Raw genomic sequence first — 22,213 nt, 5'->3', positions numbered from 1 at the left:
GTCGCTAACCCACTTACCGGAGACCTCTTCAGTTATCGATCACCGCCACGCCGTGACCTCACCCGGCCCACGCCCACTTACGAAACACGGCCTAGAACGCCTGGCCCCGTGGTCGAGTTGCGGTGATTTCGTGGTCATCCGCGCGGCGCTTGGTCCGCAGAAGCGTCGGGGCGCTGAGCTGCATGGCTCGGCGGGGCGGGGATGGTGCCGTCAGTACGAGTCGTGGCCGCCGCAGTCGCAGCCTTGGATGTGCGGCGGTGGAGCGTGAGAGTCATGACCAGCACGACCAGCGCTCCGACGATCAGCCCGAGGATCGCGCTGGCCACCGTGTTGACGAGCCAGCCGACGAGCCCGCCGAGAACACCCGTGGCGTCGTGGGCGGCGACCTCCACGTGGTGCACGGCCTCGTACAGGAAGTGCAGGTTCAGCTCGTTCGTGCCCAGCAGCAGGATGTGCCCGCCCACCCACAGCATCGCCGCGGTGCCGACCACCGTCAGCACGGTGAGGACCATCGGCATCGCCCTCACCAGACCGCGGCCGAACGTGGCGACGGCGCCGGAACGTTGCGACAGGCGCAGCCCGGCGTCGTCCATCTTCACGATCAGGGCCACCACGCCGTACACCAGGACGGTTATGACGACGGCGACGACAGCCAGGATCACCAGGCGGGACCAGAACGCCTCATCGATCACCTCGTTAAGGCTGATGACCATGATCTCCGCCGAGAGGATCAGGTCGGTTCGTACCGCCCCGGACACCAGTGTCGTCTCGTCCTGCACCTTCTCCTCGCCCGCGCCGTGGGCACCGTGATGGGCGATCTTGGCCCACACCTTCTCCGCGCCTTCGTAACAGAGGTAGGCGCCGCCAAGCATGAGGATCGGAGTGAGCAGCCAAGGCACGAACTGACTGAGCAGCAGCACCGCCGGCAGGATGATGAAGAACTTGTTACGCAGCGACCCCACGGCAATGCGCTTGATAATCGGCAACTCGCGCTCGGCCGCCAGGCTCCGCACGTACTGCGGCGTGACGGCAGCATCGTCGACGACGACACCCGCAGCCTTGGCGCCGGCCTTCGCGGCGGCCGCCCCGATGTCATCGATCGACGCGGCAGCGGCCCGGGCCAGCACCGCCACGTCATCCAGCAGGGCTACGAGTCCACCGGCCAAGGGAGAGTCCTTCCAGGGTTGCGGTTCGAACTGGCCCATTCTCGCTCAGGTCCCTGAGCGCGGCCACACCCGTGGCCCGGTCGCATACCGAGCGGAGAGCTTGAGGTAAGCGCGTAGATGCTAGACCTTCGCAACTCTGCTGAGCGGACGTGGGACCTCTTCGGTTTCGCCGAAGAGGTCACCACAGAGGATGCGCTGGTCACGGCACCGCGAGTGGGATCGGCGTGGCGTTCGGCCTCCTCGGAAGGTTCGACGGCAGCCGGTACAGCAGTAGGTAAGCAACGATCGTCACCGCCAGCGCGGCACCGGGCGCCCACCAGCGATGCCAGGTCAGTGAGCGGCGCAGTGACGGGGGTGTCGCGGTCCGGTCCGGTCCGGACCGGACCGGACCGGACCGGACCGCGATGCTGATTTCGAGCCCCGACGGGCGGGGGCGTCGGCTGGTCCAGCCAGCCTCGTAGTTAGGGCAGGGCCTTGAGGAACGGTCCGTGGTTGAGCCGGAATTCCCAGGAGTAGTAGCGGTCCCAGTTGATTGACCAGGTCATGAGGCCTCGGAAGTTGGGGTTGGTGCCACTGCGGGGGGTGTAGGCGCCGCAGTTTTGGCCTCGGACGAGACAGGTCACCGCTTGTTGCACGCCGGCCGGGGCGAGGTAGCCGTTGCCGGCACTGGTGGAGGAGGGCGCCCCGAACGCGACCTGGTCCTCACGCAGTGCGGGGAAGACCGCGTTGGCGTTCCCGGCGACGGGGAAGCCGGCCAGCAGCATGTCCGTCATCGCGATGTGGAAGTCGGTGCCGCCCATGGTGTGGTACTGACCGTCGAGCCCGACGATGGGGCCGGAGTTGTAGTCCTGGACGTGCAGGACGGTAAGGACGTCACGCAGCGCGTGGATCACCGGCAGGTATGAGCCAGCCCTGGGATCTTGGCCACCCCATGGGCCTGAGCCGTAGAACTGGTAGCCGAGCTGCACGAAGAACGTCTCCGGTGCCATTGTGAGCACGAAGCCGGTTCCGTAGCGCTGCTTGAGCTCGCGGATCGCGGAGATCAGGTTCACCACGACCGGGGTGGTCGGGTTGCGGAAGTCGGTGTCGCCGGTGTTGAGGTAGAGGGAGTGGCCCTCGAAGTCGATGTCCAGGCCGTTGAGGCCGTACCGGTCGATGATCGCCGACACCGAGCGGACGAACGTGTCACGGGCGGCGGTTGTGGTGAGTTGCACCTGCCCGTTCTGACCGCCGATGGACAGCAGAACCTTCTTGCCCTGCTGCTGCTTGGCGCGGATCGCCGCGGTGAACTGGGCCTCGGTCTCCACGTTGGGACACTCGGCAGCCGGGCAGAGTTGGAAACGGATGTCGCCGGAGGTGACGGAGGTGGGTTCGCCGAAGGCGAGGTTGACGACGTCCCAGTCGTCGGGCACGTCGGCCATCCGCAGGTACCCGGCGCCGTTGGCGAAGCTGGCGTGCAGGGAGCCGATCAGGGCGTGCTTCGGCAGCCCGGCGTTCGGTGGACTGGTGGTAGGTGGGGTCGTCGGCGGCGTGGTGGTCGGCGGCGTGGTGGTGGGCGGCGTGGTGGTCGGCGGCGGTGCCGTGGTGGGGGGTGCGCCACCGGCGCACGTCGCGCCGTTGAGCGTGCAGTCGACGGGGGAGCCAGAGCCGGTGGCCAAGAAACCGAACGACGCCGACGCGCCGGGGGCCAGGGTGCCGTTCCACGAACGGTTGGTGAAGGTGTGCCGCTGCCCGACGCTGCTGACCGTGGCGTCCCAGTACGATCCGAGGGAGGTGCCCGACGGCAGGGTGAAGGGAACCTGCCAGCCGGTGATGGTGCTCGACCCGCCGTTGGTGATGGTGTATCGGCCCTCCCAGCCGGAGCCCCAGTCGGAGGTCTTGGTGAAGACTGCCGTCGGGCCGGCGGCCAGGGCTGGGTAAGCGAAGCTCAGGGTCGCCGCAGCGGCCGAGACCAGGGCCGCCAGGGCCGCCAGGAATGGTGTTCGGAATATGCGCGCCATCCGGTCCTCCCGAGGGGTGTCCGATCGACAGGTATCGACGGGGCCTAATTATTAGGTTTGTTAACTGAGGATGTCTAGGGGTGGGCGCGTGAGACCCGTGGTGTGGCAGGGGCGAGACTCGCTCCACTGCCTGGGGGCACCCCGGCGCGACGCTGCGCGGCGCGCATAGCGCGGCACTTCCGGTCACTCGGTCGAGGGCCGCCCGTCGTGCAGCGTGGGCGGCGCCGATATCGGACGCGCGTAGGCATAGCCAGCTCTTGTCGTACCCGACCGCGGTCAGATCGGCTTCGACGACGTCGAATCCTCGCCGCAGGAGGGCGGCGACGTTCTCCAGGAACACGACCGGCGGTCGAAGGACGCGAACGGCGACGGCACTCCACAGGCTGGAGTGCGTCCCGGTGATGCCGGCGCGTTTGCCGGCGTTGGAGACCCTCCTTCTCGTCCCCGCTCCACAACAACTCGAGGTCGACCAGGCTCACATCCCAGTCGACCTGTCGAGCGAGGCTCACAAGCTTGCCGAGGGTCACGGTCAGCTTGACGCCCTTCAGGTCGCTGCTCGGCGAGGTCGACTCGGGCCGTCGGGCACCTGGTGGAGGTAGACCGAGTGGCAGGCCGGCCTCACCGACACCCTGGCCCGGATCCACCTGCCTGCCACCGCAGAAGCGGTCAGTCCGACCGAGGGTCGTACTGCGACCACAGGAGGGAAGCGGCGCCGCCAGCGCTGAGGTCTTCCCAGATTGCTTCTCTGTCGAACTCGCCGTCGACGATAAGCCCGGGGCGCAGTGCGTCCGCATAGCTGGCGACAGGATGCGACCCGACGAAGGCGCTCGGTTCGCCGACGGCGACGCCGTCCAGCGACCGACGAAAATCCATGACGAAGGCGTCGAGTACCAACGCGATCGGGGTGCGCGTACGACCGTGGACAACGAGCCGGCCGCCGGGGTCGTCGCAGTCGCCGAGTACGCCCTCGTCTGCCACCAGACTCCCGCTGATGACAAGTTCCGGCCCTGCGGTGACTCCGCCGAGCGTCACCGCCCGGGCCTCCACATTGCCACAGACCAGGAAGAACGAGGATCGGTCGTCGGTCACCCAGGTCAGCTCGCTGACCTGGGTGAGGTCGCCGTCGATGATGACGTGGTACGGCGGCCGGGTGAAGTCGAACGCCGACATCAGGTCCCCGTCGACCGTCCAATCGCCCTCGAACAGCCGGATCTCCTGCTGGTCGGCGGGGTCGGCGTAGGGATAACCAACATGTGCAGACAACGAGAACCGCCGCTCGGCCTCACCGGGATCGATCAACCGATACGCCTCGTAGTCCCACTCCATGCACGGCACCCTATCCCCGATGATGCGCGCCGCCGTGGCCCGCTCGGTGGTTCCGGCCGACGTGCGGGCCGGTGCCGGGTTTAGCGTTTCAGGTTCGCGCGTGGCACGACGCTAGGGCGGACCTGCGACGATGTGGGCCCGCGTGATACGTCGGCGGCAGCTCGATGAACGGTCCGCCACCGGCAAGCCCGGCGTAAAGCGCCGGCTGGCCGGTAGGGATCAAGATGTCGAACACCGACAGCGGTGCCGCCTTCGTGGGCATCGCGGAGGCGGCACGGTCGCCTGGCGTCTCAGCTACGGGTGGACCCGACGTCCTCGGGCGGCACCAGGATCATCCGGCGACGCCAGGCAGCGAGGATCAACACGCCTCCGACCGCCATCGCCGTCATGCCGATCCCGCCGACCAACCCGGCCTGCGGTCCGGTGACCGGCAACCCGCCGTCACCGCCACCGCCACCACCACCGCCCTTCGCGGCCAGCACCACGGCGAACCCGTCCCGATTGTCACCGGGGTCCACGTCGGCCACCCGTACGGCGACGGCGTTCGCGGGCAGGTCGGTTCGTGCAGGCGTGGAGCGGTTGGTCGTCGGCTGCTCGGCGAGGCCCTCCACCCGCACGCTGCCGCTCCGCAACGTCGCCGGCGCGCTGGCGGATGACGCGGTCGTCACCAGGTTGTACAGCTCGACCGCCGAGTAGATCGTGTCGTTCGGGTCGGTGTCCTCGGCGGCCGGAACGAGTGTGAGGCGCTGGTAGGTGCAGACGGCCGATTGCCCGGCGTCGGCGAGCACACACTGTTCCGGCTTCCTGGTGAAGGTCACACCCTTGGGCAGACGCAGCGTGACCCGCACTCCGCTGACCGTTCTCCGGCCCTGGTTGGCGACGGTGTGCCACACGGCGCCCGTCTCACCCGGGTGCAGCGTCCCGGTGGGCGTCGGCATGCCGTCGGCACCGATCCGCACGGACTGCTGCACGTCTCGAGCGATCAACGAGAGGTCCGCCTTGGACTCGTCGACCAGCGTCAGCGGGAAGGACTTGGTGTTGTCGGCCGGATTCGCGTCCTCGTCCGGCCGGATGCTGACCGATGCTTCGAACCTGCCCTCGTAGGGCGTCGTCCCGTAGACGAGCGCGTCGATGGGAACGTCGACGGTTTCGCCCGGCCCCGGAATCAACTCCGGCGACAGTCGGCAGTAGAACCCGCCGAAATCACCGTCGCACTCCCCCACACCACCCCCGGAATGCCACAGCAGAGAGACCGGTATGGGGTCAGGGCCCTGCGGTGGCTGACGGACATGGACGACGACGTCGCTCGGGGTCTCGTCCCCCAGGTTGCTGATCTTCAGATAGGCGACCTTCTTCTCGACCCCCAGCGCTATGCGTGTCCCGGACGCGTCGACCGCGAGGTCTGGACCTTTCTTCGCCGCCTCGGCGGGGGCGGCAAGGACAGCCAACCCGGCGAGGAGGAACAGCGCGGCGGCAACAGTTCGCGACAGCCGCCGACGACCAGAGCTCATGGCAGCACCCTTTCCGTAAGCGCGGACAGTGTGGTTGGGAACACTATCGGCAATCGTCCCCGACCACTTCGACCTCTACAGGGAGTGCACACCGCACCGCTGGACCGCATCACCACAGGTCAAAGCCCTCGTGCCTGTCGGGCGTCGGTGAGCACTTCGGGCGCGGAGACCACTTCGCCAACCTGCAACATCGATTGCCGTCGACTGCAGCGTAGAACCGAAGAGCGCGCTGTGGGAAAACAGGACGCTACACCCGCTCTGACCTGGGTAAACGGTGACCGCAAGTAGGGGCGGGCGCAGTTGAGCGGCCTCGACGCCGTTGGACGCAGATCAAGGCCGTTCAGGGCACCCTGCTGCTCCCAAACTGCCCCTTGAGGCGACGGCCGGGACAGACCAGGGGCGCAGGGACCTTCGAAGGTCCCTGCGCCCCATCGTGCGCGGTCTACCCGATCAGCTGTAGACCTCGAACTCGAACAGCGAGTAGCCCCAGGCTGTGGCGCGGGTCGTGCCGTTGATCCGCACGTATCGGCCGGTGGCGGCCAGCGCGGTGTTGTCGTCCACGGCACCGTCGCCACCGGTGATCGTCCGGGCTGTGGTCCAGGTCGTCCCGTTGGCCGACGTCTGGATCTGGTACGCCGAGCCGTACGCCCCCTCCCAGGTCAGCTTGACCCGATTGATGGGGTACGACTGACCGAGATCCACCTGGATCCACTGCGGGTCGGCGAAGGCACTCGCCCACCTGCTGGTCAGCGAACCGTCGACCGCGGCGGAGGCCGGGAAGGCGACCGCCTCGGTGCTCGACGCGGTCGCCGGCTTGTTCAACGCCAGGTTGCCCGAGGGCGGCTGTACGACGCCGCCCCCGTAGACCTCGAACTCGAACAGGGAATATCCCCAGGCCGTGCCGCGGGCCGTACCGTTGATTCGCACGTAACGACCCGTGGCGGCCAGCGCGGTGTTGTCGTCCACCCCACCGTCGCCACCGGTGACTGTCCGGACCGTGGTCCATGTCGTTCCGTTGGCCGACGTCTGGATCTGGTACCCCGAGCCGTACGCCGCTTCCCAGGTCAGCTTGACCCGGTCGATGGAGGTCGACTGACCGAGGTCCACCTGGATCCACTGCGGATCGCTGAAGGTGCTCGCCCACCTGGTGGTCAGCGAACCGTCGACCGCAGCCGATGCCGGGAAGGTGCCGGACTCCGTGCTCGACGCCGTCACCGGCTTGTTCAACGCCAGGTTCCCCGACGGAGGTTGCGTGGTGCCGGAGGTGAACGTGAAATCGTCGATGTCGAACAGCGATCCCGCGCCGCCGGTGAACACCAGGTACAGCTGGTGCGTTCCGGCCGGTGGGCTGATCGTCCCGGTGACGTCGGCCCACGTCTCCCAGCCACCGGTCGGGGCGACCTGCAACGTGCCGGCCACCGGGCCGGTCGGTGAGTCGACCCGCACGGTCAGCGTGCCACCGACGCCGGCCGAGGCGACCCGCGCCTTGATACCGGTGACGCCGGCCAGGTTGTACGGCGTGAAGGAAATCCAGTCGCCGTTCTCGATGTACCCGATGGCGTTGCCGCCGTGGGCGCTGGGCTTGGCGGCGAGCTGGACGCCGTTCATGGTGCCGAAGTGCTCGGCCTGCCGGGTCCGCGGTTGCAGCACGTGCTGGTCCTGGACCGCGACCCCGCTGACCGGGGTGTACACCGCGGCGAGCACCCCGAAGATGTTCGCGGACGCGTCGTGTTCACCGTCCACCGTGGTCTGGATCGACCCGGTGCAGCCGTTCTTGCTGGTGATCGGGTGTCCATGACTGTCGTGGCCGAGGATGTAGTTGAGCTGGACGCTGTTGCAGTCGATGGTGCCGGCGTTCGGATCCGTGACCCTCACCTCGTAGGGCACCAGGTCGCCGAACTGGAACACCGATCCGTCGGCCGGTGTGATCAACTCGATGGATGGTCGGCCGACCCCGATGACGGTACTGGCCGTCGAGGTTCTGCCGCCGGGGTCCCGTACCGTCAGCGTCGCGGTGTACTCGCCGTTAGCCGGGTAGGTAAACGTCGGGTTGGCCGCCGTGGAGTCGGTGCTGCCGTTACTGGTGAAGTCCCAGGCGTACGTGATCGGGTCGCCGTCCGGGTCGTTGCTGCCCGCCGAGCTGAACTGCACGGCCAGCGGCGCCGCGCCGGAGGACGGGGTGGCGCTGATCTGCGCGATCGGTGCCCGGTTGCCGCCGGTGTTGTACTCGATCCGGTAGAGGGCCGAGTTGGCGTCGCCGCCGAACCAGGTGGTGCCGTAGTCGAGCACATAGAGGGCGCCGTCAGGCCCGAACTCCAAGTCCATGATCGCGGTTCCGGACCACGGGATCGGCTCGATCGCGCCGGCCGTGCCGTTGGCGTTCAAGGTGACCGCCTTGATCCAGCGACTGGTGAACTCTCCGAGGAAGACCTTCCCGTTGTACGACGCCGGGAACTTCACGTCGGAGGCCAGCGCCGGGTTGAAGTTGTAGACCGGACCGCCCATGGGCCCGCCCCCACCCAACTCGGGCCGCCAGGGCCCCTGCCCACCGTAGGGCAGCCAGGCCGCCTGCGACGGCGGCAGCGTGGTGATGCCGGTGTTGTTCCGGGAGTTGTTCGTCGGCCCACCGGCGCAGTTGTACGGACCGGACGACGGCCCGCTGGGGAACGTGAACTCCTGGTAGGGGGTGTTGTAGTTGGAGCAGTACGGCCAGCCGTAGAAGCCCGGCTGGGTGATCCGCTCGAACGAGACGGTGCCCGCCGGCCCGCGCTGCGGGTCGGCAGAGCCGGCGTCGGGGCCGTAGTCACCGAGGTAGACGACCCCGGTCGCCTTGTCCACGCTCATCCGGAACGGGTTGCGGAAGCCCATGGCGTACACCTCGGGCCTGGTGTTCGCCGTGCCCGGGGCGAACATGTTGCCGGCCGGGATGGTGTAGCCGCCCGTCGCACCCGGCTTGATCCGCAGCACCTTGCCGCGCAGGTCGTTGCTGTTGGCCGAGGTGCGCTGCGCGTCGTAGGCGGGGTTGCGGTCGGCCCGCTCGTCGATCGGCGCGGACCCGGCCGAGTCGAACGGGTTGGTGTCGTCACCGGTGGACAGGTACAGGTTGCCGGCGGCGTCGAAGTCGATGTCACCGCCGACGTGGCAGCACAGCCCACGGCTGGTCGGCACGTCGAGGATCGTCACCAGCGAGGCCGGGTCGATCGTGTTGTCGTCCCGCACGGTGAACCGGGCCAGCTTGTTGGAGCCGTTGAACGGGGCGAACTGCGCCGCCGTGCCGGTGGACGGAGCGTCGCCGCCCGGCGTGCTGAGCGGCGGCGCGTAGTAGACGTACACCCAGCGGTTGCTGGCGAAGTTCGGGTCGGCCTTGATGCTCTGCAGACCCTCCTCGTCGTGGCTGTAGACCGGCAGCGTCAGGGCGACCTTGGTGTTGCCGTTGACGTCGGTGTACCGGATGACGCCGTTCCGCGAGGTGTGCAGCACACCCCGGTTGGGCAACACGGTGAGGCCCATCGGTTCACCGGTCTCCGCCACGCCCTTGGCCAGGTTCACCTGGTTGAACGTGCCGACGGGGGCCTGTACCGAGCAGTTACCGACGTTCTGCGCGGCGTACCTGATACCGCCGAGCAGGTGGGTGCGGAAGCTGGCCTCGGTGTAGCTCTCCTGGGTATGGCCGAGGCCGGTGTACCAGGAGCGGCCGCCGTCGTAGGGCCGGCACCACGAGATCGGGTGGTCGCCGTTCATGGTGCCGCCGGTGTACGTGGCCTCGTTGAGATTCGCGAGGACGTGCACCTGCGAGCGGGGGTTGGTGCGGTAGTTGTACCACTCGTCGGTGCGGTTCCAGTTCACCGGAATGCCCGCGTTTGAAGGGTGGGCGGTGTCCTCGATGCGGACGGTCGCCGGCTGGATCGCGGGGTGGCTGGAGAAGTAGGCGCCGACGAGGTTGCCGTACCAGGGCCAGTCGTATTCGGTGTCGGAGGCGGCGTGCACTCCGACATAGCCGCCACCGGCGCGGATGTAGCGCTCGAACGCGGCCTGCTGGGTCGCGTCGAGCACGTCGGCGGTCGTGGACAGCCAGATGACCGCTCTGAACCTGGCCAGGTTCGTGTCGGTGAACTGGGTGGCGTCCTCGGTCGCCTCGACCGTGAAGTTGTTCTGTGTGCCCAGTTGCTGGATCGCGGTGATCCCTGCGGGGATCGCGTCATGCCGGTACCCCGCGGTCTTGCTGAAGACCAGCACCGAGAAGTCGGCCGCGAATGCCGGGGCGGCGTTCACGCCCATCCCGGCCAGCACAAGAGCGACGATGAGCAGCACTCTGCGAATCATGATCGGTTGGTTACCTCTCGTGAGGAAGTAGCCGAAACGTGCGCCGATCACGTCTCGAACGTGGCCGCGGTGGGCGGCCCCGCGGGTTGGTGCCGGGACGCGCACAGCGGTGTCGCGTCTGTCCCCGGCGGTGGAGGGTCGTCGGCACGTCACAGCTCGGTGAAGGTCGCGCGGCACCGTGATGGGGATGGGGGTGGGGTCGGGTGGACGTGAGCGGCTGTTGACGGTGGCTGGTCAGGGGTGCAGCGCCGCCATCTTCTGTGACCCCTGTTCTCGGGAGAGCGCTCTCTCGGGGGGTTTGGAAAAGTTAACAGATTCATCATCGTCCAACAATGGCTCCATCGACCGTCGCGAAATCCGACTGCCGAAGTCCGCCCCGGTCGGTGAGTACGCGGCGGTGATCGACGGGACGCTCCGATGACGTCCTGGCCGGGGCGGGCCTGTCGATGCTCCAGCCATCACTCATCAACGACTGGCTTGACCAACGACTTACGGGATGATCCACCGCGGAAACACGCCGCGATCGCCACGCCATGCCGTAAGCCGAAACCATCGTGCCCTCCTCCGAGCGGAAGCTGCCGAAGCAGGCTGAGAGGCGTCCGGCCATCCGGGATGCCGGGTCGGTGGACACCGCCGGGCGGGGCAGGACGTCGTCCGGGCTGCCGGTGGAGCGCGGCAGCCCGGACGCTTTTCGATCAGTCGTTACGGTTTGGCTGCCGGGGTCCCGGCAGTGGTGGTCAGGTCCTGGGTGGTCCAGGCCGCGCCGATACGAGGCAGGTAGGTCTCCTGGACATGACCGCCCGTGGCGTTGATGGTGAAGACGCTGGTGTAGCCATCATGTGTCACCGTGACCGGCCGACCCGCCATCAGCGGAGTGCCCGGGTTGGCGGTCAGGTCCTGTGCCATCCACGCCGCGCCGAGACCAGACAGGAAGGTCTCCTGCAGCCGGCCACCGGTCGTGGCGGCGAACACGCTGACGTAACCGTCATGCACGACCGCTGACGTTGCCGGCTTCACCGCGCTGCCCGGCAGCGACTGGGTCACCCATGCGGCGCCAATCCGAGCAAGGTAGGTCTCCTGCAACTGCCCAGCCGCGGTGACGGTGAACACGCTGACATAGCCGTCATGCGTCACCACTGACGGTGCCTGCGCGACCGCCGCGGCGCCGAGGTCCTGCGACACCCAGGCAACGCCGATACTAGCCAGGAAGGTCTCCTGGACCCGGCCGCCGGTCGTCACCGCGAACACACTGACATAACCGTCGTGCGTCACCACCGACGTGTACGGCGCTACCACCCCACCCGGCAACGGCTGGGTCACCCACGCCGCGCCCAGACGGGACAGGTACGTCTCCTGGATCTGCCCGGCCGAGGTGACCGTAAACACGCTGACGAAGCCGTCGTGGACACTGACCGACGGCGTCTGCCCCACCGCGACCGCACCCAGATCCTGCGTCACCCACGCACCACCGACACGAGCCAGGAAAGACTCCTGCAAATGCCCGTCCGCCGCGTTCACCGTGAACACACTCGTATAACCCTCATGAACCACCGCCTGACCCGCCGGCACACCACCAGTCGAGCCGCGGTTCAGCCACTGGTCGACCGTCTCGCCGCGTAGGACGCTGAGTAGAGCCTGCTTGTTGTCGTAGCTTTCGACCTTGTCTCGATCCTCACTTAGGTGAATATGCCATAGGTGGGATGAGTCGGATGACGCTGCGCGATGGTAGCGGAAATCCCAGCCCTCGACGGTCGTGTCATTGTCGGTTTGGCCGAAGAACTCTTTCCACCCGTTCAGGCGCGGATCATTGGCGTTCTGCCCGGAAGCCAGCAGGCGATTGGAGAACCGGGCAATGTTGCTGTAGTTAGATGCTGCTGCCGTAATTCCTGCCGGAAGCTTCTTGACCGCATTCGGATCGACCTGCAGGGAACTCAAGGCCAGGCTTTGAGCCTCCGGAAACGTCCAGTCATAGGCAGCGGCCTTGTCCGACGGGCCGCCTTTGTCCTCGGCGTCCCGGACGGAGTAGTTGTCTGAGCTGTTTGCCGCTCGGGTGTTGTGGTAACCGGGCTTGTTGGCGTAGACGCCGCCGTTCTGCGAGCCGGGCTGAAGCTTGAGCAGCTCCTCCATCAACCACCAAGAGGCCGAGGTGATTCGCGCCGGGTTCGGGTTTGCAGCTGCACTTGCAGGGGATGCAACGACAACACCTGCGAGAAGTGCCGCCGAGGCAACGGTGGCAGCACAGAAAGAGCGCTTGGTTTTGCCGGACGTCAGGACCGATTTGAACGTTGCGCTTGGCGCTCTGAAAAGAAATCTGAGCACGTTGGACCGTCCCACTGCCGCTCCTTCGAATTCTAGCTCTGCCGCCCTGAACCGGGTCGTGGCCGCTATGCCCGAGGGCGGGTCAGCCCACGAGGCAGAAATTGCCCTGCGTCGATCAAATTCTGATATATGTGCGGTCTGCTGCCTCCCGGGGCGCCGCGGCGTCCAGGCTGGCGGGATGGGGATCGTTCGGGCACGCGCCGAGTTCGCAGCGGTCGCCGGAGCGGCGAAGATCAGCGACGTCGCGACTCCACCCAGGACGAGAGCGGTGGCCCGGAGCCGGCGATGAGGACTGGTGAGATCCATCGGTTCTCCCTGATGTCGGACCGGCAACGCCGGTGACTGGGAGAAGAATCGCGGGCCGTACATGAACGTTTCTTGATTCGGCCCTGACCGGCCGCCGGGCCGGTGGGCGCGCCGGGCGGGGTAACCGAGGCGTTGGCCGCTGGGGCGCCCAGGGCGAAATCGCCGCCACCTCAGTGGACCTGGTGCTCCTGGGTCGTCGGACCACTCCCGGTACGGAGCATCGCGAGGCGCAGGTCCATGAGCTTGCGCCTGACGTCGGCGGCCTCGGCGTAGCCGAGGTCCACCAGGATCTTCAGAGCCTGCAACCATGCCACAGAGGCAGCCTCAAGGTCGTTGGTCGCACGCCGGACCTCGCCCAGATCGACGAGCACCCGCGCATTGTTGTAGCGGTCGACACCGCGTTGAAGCAGCGCCAAGGATTCCTCGTACGAGCGGCGTGCGTCGTCAAAGCGTCCGAGCTGGTGCTGGGCGTACCCGATGGTGTGCCAGGTGGCCGCCTGGCTGTTCGGATCTTCGACGGCGGAGGACAAGGACAACGCCCGCAAGCCGTGTTCGATAGCGGAATCCGGGCGGCCCATGAGGGTCAACGTCCACGCCATGCTGCCCCAAGCTGCCGCCTCACCCGACGTGTTGCCGGCCGCGAGGTACAGATCGGCGGCGAGACGGCCCTCGCGCAGGGCCGCCGGATAGGCTCCCTCGCGTGTCAGCACACTGGCAAGCGTGCCGTGGATGTTCGCCTCAGCGCTCCGGTCCTCCAGTTCAGCCTGGAGGCGGACGGCCCGTTCGAGGTTGATCCGCGCCTCGGCCGACTTTCCGATACGGCTCAGCCCCATCGCGGTACACAGTAGGACCAACGCTTCACCAGCGCGATCGCCGTGTCGTACTACCGCATCGAGGGCGGCCTTCATCGCATCCTGATGGTCCTGCCAATAGCTCCCACGGATCAGGAACGTGGAGAGCGACCAGCCCAGCAACCAGACATGCCGGAACGCGCCGGACTCCGCCGCGCGTCGTAGCGTGCTCATCAGCACGCGATGTTCGGCCGCGAACCAGGCCATCGCGCCGGCATGATCGAGAATTTCCGCGACTTGGGTGCCGGGCGAAGGTTCGCCCAATGCTCGTGGCAGCTGGTAAGGGCTCATCGCTATTCGTGCCGCGCAGCTCATGTGCAGGTAGTGGTCGAACAGTCGCCGCTCGGCCAGGTGCCGCTCGGCCGCGCTCTCCTCGGTGCCGGCCAGTTCGACCGCGTAGGCCTGGAGCAGGTCGTGCAGCTTGTAGCGCCCGGGCCGATGTTCCGAGAGCAACTGGGCGGTAGTCAGTTCGCGAATGAAGACTCGGACCGCCGGCACGGGGACTGCCAGCAAGCTTGCCATGGCGTTGGCGGTGATGTCTTCGCCGGGATGAACGCCCAGGAGCCGGAACAACCGCGCGCCCAGGGCGCTCAAGATCCGATAAGACCAGGACAGCACGCTACGCGCGTCGGTGGCCGGGTCGTCGCTGGCGAAGGCGTCGAGGGCGTTGCCGGTCTCACGCAGCTCGGCGGCCATGACGGCCAACGGCACGTCCGGTCGCATCGCCATCCGGCTGCCCAGTACCGCCAAGGCCAAGGACAGTCCGGCACAGCGCGCGATCATCTCGGTCAGCAGTTGCGGTTCCTGGGCGCCCCGGGCGGCCCCGATCCGGTCCACGACCAGGCTGCGTGCCTCGCCATCGTCGAGCAGATCCAGGCATACCAACTGGGCACCGTATGTCACCACCAGCCCCGCCAACTGGTTACGGCTGGTGATCAGGGTGACGCAGGACGGCGCGCCCGGCAGCAACGGCCGGACCTGTTCGGCGTCGCGGGCATTATCCAGTACGACCAGAGTTCGCCGGCCGCTCATCAAGCTCCGGTACATTGCGGCGCGGTCGTTTAGCCCGGCGGGGATGCGTCCCGCCGGCGTGCCGAGAGCTTCCAGAAAGCCACGTAGAACCGTCGCGGGGTTGGCGATCGTGCTGTCCGCGCTGAACCCTTGCAGGTCGACGTAGAGCTGGCCGTCCGGGAAGCGGTCGGCGTTCTGACGGGCCCAGTGCACGGCCAAGGTTGTTTTGCCGACGCCGGCGGTGCCGTGGATCGTGGCGATCATCGTGGTGGTGGGCTGGTTCTCCGCCTCCGCGAGCAGAGCCGCTAGACGGGACAGGTGTGACTCCCGTCCCACGAAGTGCGAAAGACCAGTCGGGATCTGGGCCACTGCCTCCGGCTTGGGGCCGGTCGACGGCAATTCACCGCGGAGGATCGCTTGATGTACGTGCTGGAGCTCCGGACCGGGCTCCATGCCGAGTTCCTCGGCGAAGACGCGCCGGATGGCCGTATAGCGGTCCAGTGCTGCCGAATCGCGTCCGGCGGCGTGCATCGCCCGCATCAGCAGTGCGAGAGTCGACTCGTTGAAGGGATGCTGCCGGCACAGATCCTCCAACGGTCCCACTGCCTCGGCCCCCTGGCCCAGGTCGATCGAGGTCCGTGCCCAGCCCGCCACCGCTTCGCACCGTTCCATCTGCCAGGCGTCGCGTGTCTGTGCCGCCCATTCGCCGGCCACTCCCGCAAGCGGCTCTCCGCGCCACAGGTCGATGGCTTCCCGCAACAGCCGCGCCCGGTCGGGTTGACTGGTGCGCGCCGCGGCCGCCTCGCCGACCCGCGAGCGGAACAGCAGTAGGTCGACATCTCGAGCGTCCAGGTCCAGCACGTAGCCGGCCGGCTGTTTGAGCAGTTGCGGCCGCCGGCCAGGCGAGCCGGTGGGCAGCCGGGCGAATACGCTACGGAGCCGGGTGACATAGGTGTGCAGGACGTTGCGGACCTGGGCCGGACGTTTGTCGCCCCAGACACGGTCGGTCAGGACATCCGGGCTGATCGGTCGCCCGGCATCGACGAGGAGCGCGGCCAGAACCGCACGTTGCTTCATCGGGCCGATGTCAACCCGCTGGTCTGCCTCCCACAGTTCCACCGGCCCCAGCAGACGAAATTGCAGGTTACCCCGATGCGCCTACTCGTTGCTGGTCGCCCCCATCTTCGCAACACTGCCCGCCCGGCGCTGGGACGACGGCAGCGACAGGAAAGTATCAATGAGTTATGGCAATATCCAGGGCGCGATCCCAGGGCCTTCGCAAGGTCGAGATTGACCGTTTTAGGTGAGTCCAAGGAGTCGTAGGCAGGCGCGATCCGGGTCAGCGAACCCGGGCTCGGCCGGCCCCGCAAGCGTCCTGAGGTGCTGATCGGGGACAAGGGCTACAACGAGTTCAAGAAGGTGTCCGGTAAGGAGAACCTGCTGTTCCGGGTCGCCGAGGCTGTGCGGTGGTGTGCGAGCTGGCCGAGCTGGTCCGGCACACCGAGGTCCGGCAGACCCGTACGCCGCGAGTGCACGAGCTGTGCACCACCGGGGCCGGGCCGCTGATGACCTCGTCGCCTAATCGCTGGAAGCGAACGGGCGGGGTGTGTGCACGAGGCCGTTGAGCACGACCGTCAATCCCCGCTCGAATTCCTGGCCGGTGAAGGCGGCGCCGACTGGGGCCAGTTTCGAGAGAGTCGGGAGTGCGTCGGGTGCGAGCGCTGCTACGCGTTGGGCGGCGGAGTTGGCATCCCCCTCGCGCGATAGCCGGCCAGCCAGCTCGGCTTGCGCGATACCCATGACGAAGGCCGAGACGGTGCGGAACGCGACGAACAGGTCGACACCGTCCAGACCTCCGCGTGCCAGTGCTGCCGCGAGTGCCTCGGCTGGGGCGAGGCTGGCGCGGGAGGAGGTGCGGCGGGTGAGTACGAGCGGGATGGCTGCGGGATGCGCGCGGAACGTTCGCCACAGGGCCGTGGCTACCGCGCGTGTGTCGGCCACCCAGTCGTCGGTGGGCTCTGGTATCTCGACGAGGGCGGAGACGGCGTCGACCACGAGTTCCTCGAGGGCTTCGCGGCTGTCGACGTAGTTGTACAGGGTCATCGCGCCCGTCTGCAGGGACGCCGCGAGAGAGCGCATGGTGAGCCCGACCAGACCGTCCCGGTCGACGATTGCCAGCGCGTGTTGCTGGATGTCCACGAGGGTGAAACGGGCTCTCATGCTGGCCACTCCCCGACTTAGGACGGCGTACGCATCTGAGGCTACTATACGTACAACGTACTTATAGTAGGAGGGGTTCAGTGATCATCACGAACCCGAGGGGCCTACGCCGGCCCCTGAATCGGAAACCCAACCCCATCTGCCCCAGGTGCGCCGCTCCAGGCCGGCGCCTCGACTGACGTGTCCCACATCACTTGACACGTACAAGGTACGCGAGCCAGTCTTACGTACGTTGTACGTGTCCTGTTGAGTGCATCTGAAGTGCCGCTCCGAGCGAGAGCAGACGGATTTCGGCTGACTGGCCCATTCAAGAGCGCAGTAGACCGGGGCGAATTTCACTACAAATTAGAGGATTACATGCTCAGCATCGACAAGGAACTTATCGAGGCCGCCAGCGAGATCGCAGCCGCCGCCCCACCTACGCCGCCGGCAGAAGGGGACTGGAAGACGCGGCGGGCGAACATCGACGCCCTCTACAACGGACTGGCTGCCGTCGCCACATCCGACGACAGTATTGAGATGGTGGACTTCACCGTGCCGTCTCCGGATGGGCACGCCATTCCGCTACGCCTCTACAAGCCGGAGAACGCGCCGAACGCACTTGTTGTCTATGTCCATGGAGGCGGTCTCATCGCCGGTGGCCTCGACGGCTACGACCACGTTTGCCGCCGCTACGCCTCGGAGGCCGGGGTAGCGATGATCGCGGTCGACTACCGCCTGGCACCCGAATCGCCGTTCCCAGCAGCAGTCGAGGACTGTGTCACAGCAGTCCGGTGGGCGCTCGAGCACGCGGCGGAGCGTGTACCCGGGGGCCGCGTCGCGCTCATGGGAGACTCCGCCGGAGGCGGCCTCGCCGCAGCGACCGCGCTGGTGTGTCGCGACCGTCGGATCGGGCCCCTGGCCGCGCAAATCCTCGTCTACCCGATGCTCGATGATCGCACCGCAGTCGCCGACCCGGCGGTCGAGCCGTTTCTCGCCTGGTCGGTCGCCGACAACATCACCGGCTGGCAGGCCTACCTCGGCGACAAGTACGGCACCGACCAAGTGCCCGCGTCCGCTTCCGCCGCCCGCGCAGACTCACTCCACGACCTGCCAGCGGCCTACCTCGAAGTCGGCCAACTGGATCTCTTCTGCGCGGAGACGGTCGCCTACGCCACGCGACTCATGGAACACGGTGTGCCCGTGCACCTGTCGGTGCGCCCCGGCGCATTCCACGGTTCCGACCAACTCGCGCCCAACTCCCGCATCACACAGAGCGCGTTCGCAGATCGTGTCGCCTTCCTTCGTGGCCTGTAGTACCGACCACTCTCCGGCCCACGTAACCCGGTCACATCCCGGACCGCCAGAAACCACCAGCAAGGAGATCCCGTGAACACCAAGACCGCCCTCATCACCGGCTCGACGAGCGGAATCGGCCGCGCCACCGCGCTCAAGCTAGCCCGCAACAGCGTCCGTGTCGTCGTATCCGGCCGCGATACGCAACGAGGGCAGGAGGTAGTTGAGCAGATCCGCTCCGAAGGAAACGAGGCTCACTTCGTCCGCGCGGATCTGCGTGATGCACAGTCCGCCGTCGAACTCGCGGCCAAGGCCACCGAGGTCGTCGGCGGGACCCTCGACATCCTGGTGAACAACGCGGCGATCGGGGCCGGGGGCCCGACCGCGGGCACCGAGGAGTCGACCTTCGACGCGGTACTGGCCACCAACCTGAAGGCCCCGTTCTATCTGGTTGCGAACATCGCGCCCGCGATGGCCGCACGCGGCAGTGGAGCGATCGTCAACGTGTCCACACTCGCCGCCGAAGTCGCGCTTCCCGGTCTGTCGGTCTACGGGGCGAGCAAGGCCGCCCTGGACCTGCTGACCAAGAGCTGGGCAGCCGAGTTCGGCCCTGCCGGTGTGCGCGTGAACTCCGTCAGCCCTGGCCCGACCCGTACTCCGGGATCCGAAGCCTTGGGAGAGTACCTGCAGCTGCTCGCAGCGCAGGCACCGCTGGGCTTCGTCGCCAATCCGGAGGACATCGCCGCAGCCATCGCGTTCCTCGTCAGCGACGAGGCACGGTTCGTCACCGGCACAGTGCTGGACGTGAACGGCGGCCGCACCATCGTGTGAGAACGGGGTCAAGCTCAGATACCGGGGGTGATGGCTTCGTGGCGCCTGAGACCACCGACAAGCGGCGCTCGACCATAACCCCGCAACCAGCTCCGTGCGACGCATCCATCATCAACCTCGCCTCGCGCGAGGATCCTGCCGCCGTCCAGCTTCCAGCCGCTGCGGTGATCGGCGCAGTGGAGGCGGCGCGATACCGGTTTCACCGCCGCCCCGGCAGGACACGCCCGTGGAGTGGTCGTACACGGCAGAGGCGAGAGGTGATCATGTCCGCCGACAGGCTGTCCGCCCGTCAGCGGACATGATTACTCGGGTCCGTTGCTGCCGCCCGTAAGCTCCCGTACCAAATCGACGCCCTGTTCCGGCCGCACCCCGCCCTGATCACCTTGGGCGACGGCATTGCCGCCGCCGCGTCACCGAGGGCGGTCTCGACGAGGTGGACGTGCAGACCACCCGTTAGAGACTGCGGTCGCATTGATTGCCACCACGGGTCGCGTCGTCTCGTTCGACCTGGCCGAGGTGAGGCACTCCGCTGTCGCCCTTGCCAAAGCCGCGCCACTCCGCAGTCTCGGCGCGGCACTCTCTGGCCGTCGTGCCGGACGTTGACGGGCAGCGACCAGGTCCAGGCGTGGCTGGCTCTCTCGCTTGCCGTGGCGCCCCGTCCGACGTCGGTGTCGGGCGCCTCCTGAGGGGTGCCCGACACCGTTGGCCTGATCGAACCGGGGCAGGGTCCCAACCTCAGGCTGGTGAGGTGCGCTGCGCGAGCCGGGCGAGGTGATCCCACTCCTCCCACAGGGCAATCCGGCGTGCATACTCTGGACGAAGCAAATTCAGTCCATTCGCGCCGAAGAACACTCGCAGCGGTGGATTGGGGTCATCAGCGACGGCGAGGATCGCCTGTGCGGCCGCAGCCGGATCACCCGGAGCGATTCCGGTGCCCTCGAAGCCCGCCATCAGCGCCTTGCGGGCATGGTCGTACTCGGGCATCTGCGGAGCAGGAGTACCGAGTTCGCTCGGGAGCATGAGTGGCTCGATGAGTGTCACGTGAATTCCGTACTCCGAGACTTCTGCCGCCAGAGCCTGGCTCAACGCCTCCAGCGCCCACTTTGTTGCATGGTAAGTCCCCATGACGGGGGTGGCGATGACCCCACCCATGGACGAGATCTGGATGATCCGGCCGCTGCGACGCTCCCTCATGTGCGGCAGAACTGCCTGCGTCGCGTACAGAGCGCCGAAGTAGTTGACCTCCATCTGCACTCGTGCCTGCGCCGCGCTGACCTCCTCGACGGCACCCATTACCGCCTGCCCCGCGTTGTTGACCAGGATGTCGATACCACCGAGTCGGTCCTCGGCAGTCTCGATCGCCTGATGCACCGCCGCCTCATTCGTGACATCGAGTTCGAGCGGAACAACCAGGTCGCCATAACTGTCAACGAGAGGGCGCAACGCGTCGGCAGATCGTGCGGTCGCAGCGACACGATCGCCGCGGGAGAGCGCGGCTTCCGCCCATCGGACGCCCAGGCCGCGCGGCGCTCCCGTGATAAACCAGGTTCTAAGGGACGTCTCGTAACTGGGTGAGGGCGTTGTCCGGGGCCGGCTCGGTGGTCAGCCGGCGAGGATGATGTTGTGGAGGTTGGCGATGCCGGAAGCGGCGTCGGCCAGTGTGTGGGCGGCGCGGCGGTAGTCGCGCAGGATCTTGAAGTTCTTCATCCGGCGGGTGGAGGCGTCGATGGCGACCTGCAGGTTGGTGGAGTAGCGGTAGTTCTTGCTCCGGGCGGCCAGGCGGTGATCGCGGGTCGGGACCAGCGTCCCGTCGACGATCGCGATCTGCTCGACCGGCCGCTTGCGCACCGGCGCCAGGGCCAGCAACGGCGCGAGGGTGTCGATGACCCGGTGCGCCGCGCAGTGCGACACCCCGAACAGCGGGCCGATCTGGCGCATCGTCAGGTTCGTGCGCCAGTACGCGGCGACCAGCAACACCCGATCGGCGAGGTCCAGGGCCCACTGCCGGCCCGGCCTACCATCGGCGATGCCCTCACCGCCACGCTCAGCGACCAACCTGACCAACTTACGGAACTGAACGGGCTGCAACCCGGTGAACGGAAAGATCCACTCCGGGCGGGCCGCCGTGATCACCTGCACCCAGGCATCCTGACCCATCATCCTCAGCAGACAGACGTCGGGGTTGCGAGACATCCCTTAGCGGACAGATTCGCCAGCCAGCGGACATCAGGCCCCATGCTGAACAGACGCATATTCCGTAACGTCTTATTAACGGGACGGCGGTGGCGAACATCGACCCGAGATGTGCGACCGTCACCGCCGTCCCGCCGAGAGGCGGGGGGCGTCCGTGCCGGGAGATGACCGGGCGCCCCTCTGCCACTGGCGGGGGCAGCGATTGATGTCCGAGGTACCGACGACCGGCCGGGCGGACAACGCCCTTCACGCGCAACGGTCCGTGGCCGCCCTGGACACCCGGATGGGTGGTGAGCACATGCCCCGCCGGCCGCAGTGGACTGCCAGGCGTGCGAACAAAGACTCGCCGTGCGACCGACGCGGGTGCGGCTGGCCGAGGCTTACGGCGAGAACCGGGTCAACCTCGCCATGTACGTCGGCGGCCCGCTGCACCTGGCTACGGCCGAGCTGCCGACCGCTGACACGGCTGATTTTTACGAACGTTTCGTAGCATAAACCCGCTAACGTGCCGCCGTGGCAAGCATCGATAAGGGCGATGAAGGGCTCCACCACTCCGACCACTCGCACAGGTGGTCTGGGGGTCCAGCCGACGATGCGGGCCAGGCGGCGTGGCAGGCGGCGCTAAGGGAGCACATGGCGGATCACCGGCGTCAGGCTCCCCCGCCGCACCCTGACGCCCGGCCACACGCCCGCAAGGACTGATCGCCTAGCCCAGCACGACGAACCCGCCCCGACCATCATGGTCGGGGCGGGTTTCGTCGGCGGCAGCGCCAGCTCTCCGGCGTCGACGAGGTGGTGTTGTCGTTGTGTGCCATGGGTTTGACGACCGGGGAGATTAGCGTTCACTTCGCTGAGATCTGTGGGGCTTCGGTGTCGTGGGA

10 protein-coding genes and 5 pseudogenes are annotated in these 22,213 nt (G+C 67.3%); 4 read left to right on the top strand and 11 right to left on the bottom strand.

Going from position 1 to position 22,213, the window contains the following annotated elements:
- Positions 1–134 precede the first annotated feature (134 nt).
- The 8 genes and pseudogenes from ACIBEF_RS30950 to ACIBEF_RS30915 form a co-directional block, all read right to left on the bottom strand.
- Positions 135–1,205: a DUF808 domain-containing protein gene (locus ACIBEF_RS30950; RefSeq protein WP_396796906.1), complete on the bottom strand. Its 1,071-nt coding sequence runs from the start codon at positions 1,203–1,205 to the stop codon at positions 135–137.
- 422 nt (positions 1,206–1,627) lie between these two features.
- Positions 1,628–3,166, bottom strand: a complete 1,539-nt coding sequence (locus tag ACIBEF_RS30945) for a chitinase (RefSeq protein WP_396796905.1) — start codon at positions 3,164–3,166, stop codon at positions 1,628–1,630.
- Positions 3,167–3,380: 214 nt separating this feature from the next.
- Positions 3,381–3,584 (bottom strand): annotated as a pseudogene (locus ACIBEF_RS30940) (DNA cytosine methyltransferase); the annotation flags it as partial.
- Positions 3,585–3,832: 248 nt separating this feature from the next.
- Positions 3,833–4,492, bottom strand: a complete 660-nt coding sequence (locus tag ACIBEF_RS30935; protein WP_396796904.1) for a hypothetical protein — start codon at positions 4,490–4,492, stop codon at positions 3,833–3,835.
- Positions 4,493–4,782: 290 nt separating this feature from the next.
- Entirely contained in the window at positions 4,783–6,003 is a 1,221-nt protein-coding gene (locus ACIBEF_RS30930; protein WP_396796903.1) for a hypothetical protein, read from the bottom strand.
- Between the two features lie 450 nt (positions 6,004–6,453).
- Positions 6,454–10,326 carry a ThuA domain-containing protein gene (locus ACIBEF_RS30925; RefSeq protein WP_396796902.1) on the bottom strand — a complete coding sequence of 1,291 codons (3,873 nt, stop codon included), beginning with the start codon at positions 10,324–10,326 and terminating at the stop codon, positions 6,454–6,456.
- 1,593 nt (positions 10,327–11,919) lie between these two features.
- Positions 11,920–12,597, bottom strand: a pseudogene (locus ACIBEF_RS30920) (hypothetical protein); the annotation flags it as partial.
- 524 nt (positions 12,598–13,121) lie between these two features.
- The gene (locus tag ACIBEF_RS30915; RefSeq protein WP_396796900.1) at positions 13,122–15,932 is read right to left on the bottom strand and encodes a BTAD domain-containing putative transcriptional regulator; all 2,811 of its coding nucleotides are present in this window, start codon (positions 15,930–15,932) and stop codon (positions 13,122–13,124) included.
- A 356-nt stretch (positions 15,933–16,288) separates the two neighbouring features.
- Between ACIBEF_RS30915 and ACIBEF_RS30910 the strand changes: the two are divergent.
- Positions 16,289–16,393, top strand: a pseudogene (locus ACIBEF_RS30910) (MerR family transcriptional regulator); the annotation flags it as partial.
- Here ACIBEF_RS30910 and ACIBEF_RS30905 read toward each other — a convergent pair.
- Positions 16,392–16,916 (bottom strand): TetR/AcrR family transcriptional regulator C-terminal domain-containing protein, encoded by a 525-nt coding sequence (locus tag ACIBEF_RS30905; protein ID WP_396796910.1) that lies wholly within the window; start codon positions 16,914–16,916, stop codon positions 16,392–16,394. The pseudogene ACIBEF_RS30910 and the gene ACIBEF_RS30905 sit on opposite strands and share 2 nt — an antisense overlap.
- 474 nt (positions 16,917–17,390) lie before the next feature.
- On the opposite strand from ACIBEF_RS30905, the gene ACIBEF_RS30900 reads away from it, so the two are divergent.
- Positions 17,391–18,329 (top strand): alpha/beta hydrolase, encoded by a 939-nt coding sequence (locus tag ACIBEF_RS30900; RefSeq protein WP_396796899.1) that lies wholly within the window; start codon positions 17,391–17,393, stop codon positions 18,327–18,329.
- A gap of 72 nt (positions 18,330–18,401) precedes the next feature.
- On the top strand, positions 18,402–19,139 hold the full coding sequence (locus ACIBEF_RS30895; protein ID WP_396796898.1) for an SDR family NAD(P)-dependent oxidoreductase: 738 nt from the start codon (positions 18,402–18,404) through the stop codon (positions 19,137–19,139).
- Positions 19,140–19,874: 735 nt separating this feature from the next.
- On the opposite strand, the gene ACIBEF_RS30890 is transcribed toward ACIBEF_RS30895, so the two are convergent.
- A complete protein-coding gene (locus tag ACIBEF_RS30890; RefSeq protein ID WP_396796908.1) occupies positions 19,875–20,678 on the bottom strand; it encodes an SDR family NAD(P)-dependent oxidoreductase in 804 nt (267 codons plus the stop codon).
- Between the two features lie 171 nt (positions 20,679–20,849).
- Positions 20,850–21,296 (bottom strand): annotated as a pseudogene (locus ACIBEF_RS30885) (transposase family protein); the annotation flags it as partial.
- A gap of 792 nt (positions 21,297–22,088) precedes the next feature.
- Between ACIBEF_RS30885 and ACIBEF_RS30880 the strand changes: the two are divergent.
- Positions 22,089–22,213: pseudogene (locus ACIBEF_RS30880) on the top strand (transposase); the annotation flags it as partial.

This window comes from Micromonospora sp. NPDC050795 (genome assembly GCF_044456785.1).
Lineage (GTDB): Bacteria > Actinomycetota > Actinomycetes > Mycobacteriales > Micromonosporaceae > Micromonospora.
The sequence above is the reverse complement of the archived record's forward strand: the minus strand, read 5'-3'. Positions and strand labels throughout refer to the sequence as shown.

What these genes read in the sequence shown, in the direction of transcription:
- ACIBEF_RS30950 (WP_396796906.1), bottom strand. Translation starts at nt 1,205, where the DNA reads ATGGGCCAGTTCGAACCGCAACCCTGGAAGGACTCTCCCTTGGCCGGT.
- ACIBEF_RS30945 (WP_396796905.1), bottom strand. Translation starts at nt 3,166, where the DNA reads ATGGCGCGCATATTCCGAACACCATTCCTGGCGGCCCTGGCGGCCCTG.
- ACIBEF_RS30935 (WP_396796904.1), bottom strand. Translation starts at nt 4,492, where the DNA reads ATGGAGTGGGACTACGAGGCGTATCGGTTGATCGATCCCGGTGAGGCC.
- ACIBEF_RS30930 (WP_396796903.1), bottom strand. Translation starts at nt 6,003, where the DNA reads ATGAGCTCTGGTCGTCGGCGGCTGTCGCGAACTGTTGCCGCCGCGCTG.
- ACIBEF_RS30925 (WP_396796902.1), bottom strand. Translation starts at nt 10,326, where the DNA reads ATGATTCGCAGAGTGCTGCTCATCGTCGCTCTTGTGCTGGCCGGGATG.
- ACIBEF_RS30905 (WP_396796910.1), bottom strand. Translation starts at nt 16,916, where the DNA reads ATGACCCTGTACAACTACGTCGACAGCCGCGAAGCCCTCGAGGAACTC.
- ACIBEF_RS30900 (WP_396796899.1), top strand. Translation starts at nt 17,391, where the DNA reads ATGCTCAGCATCGACAAGGAACTTATCGAGGCCGCCAGCGAGATCGCA.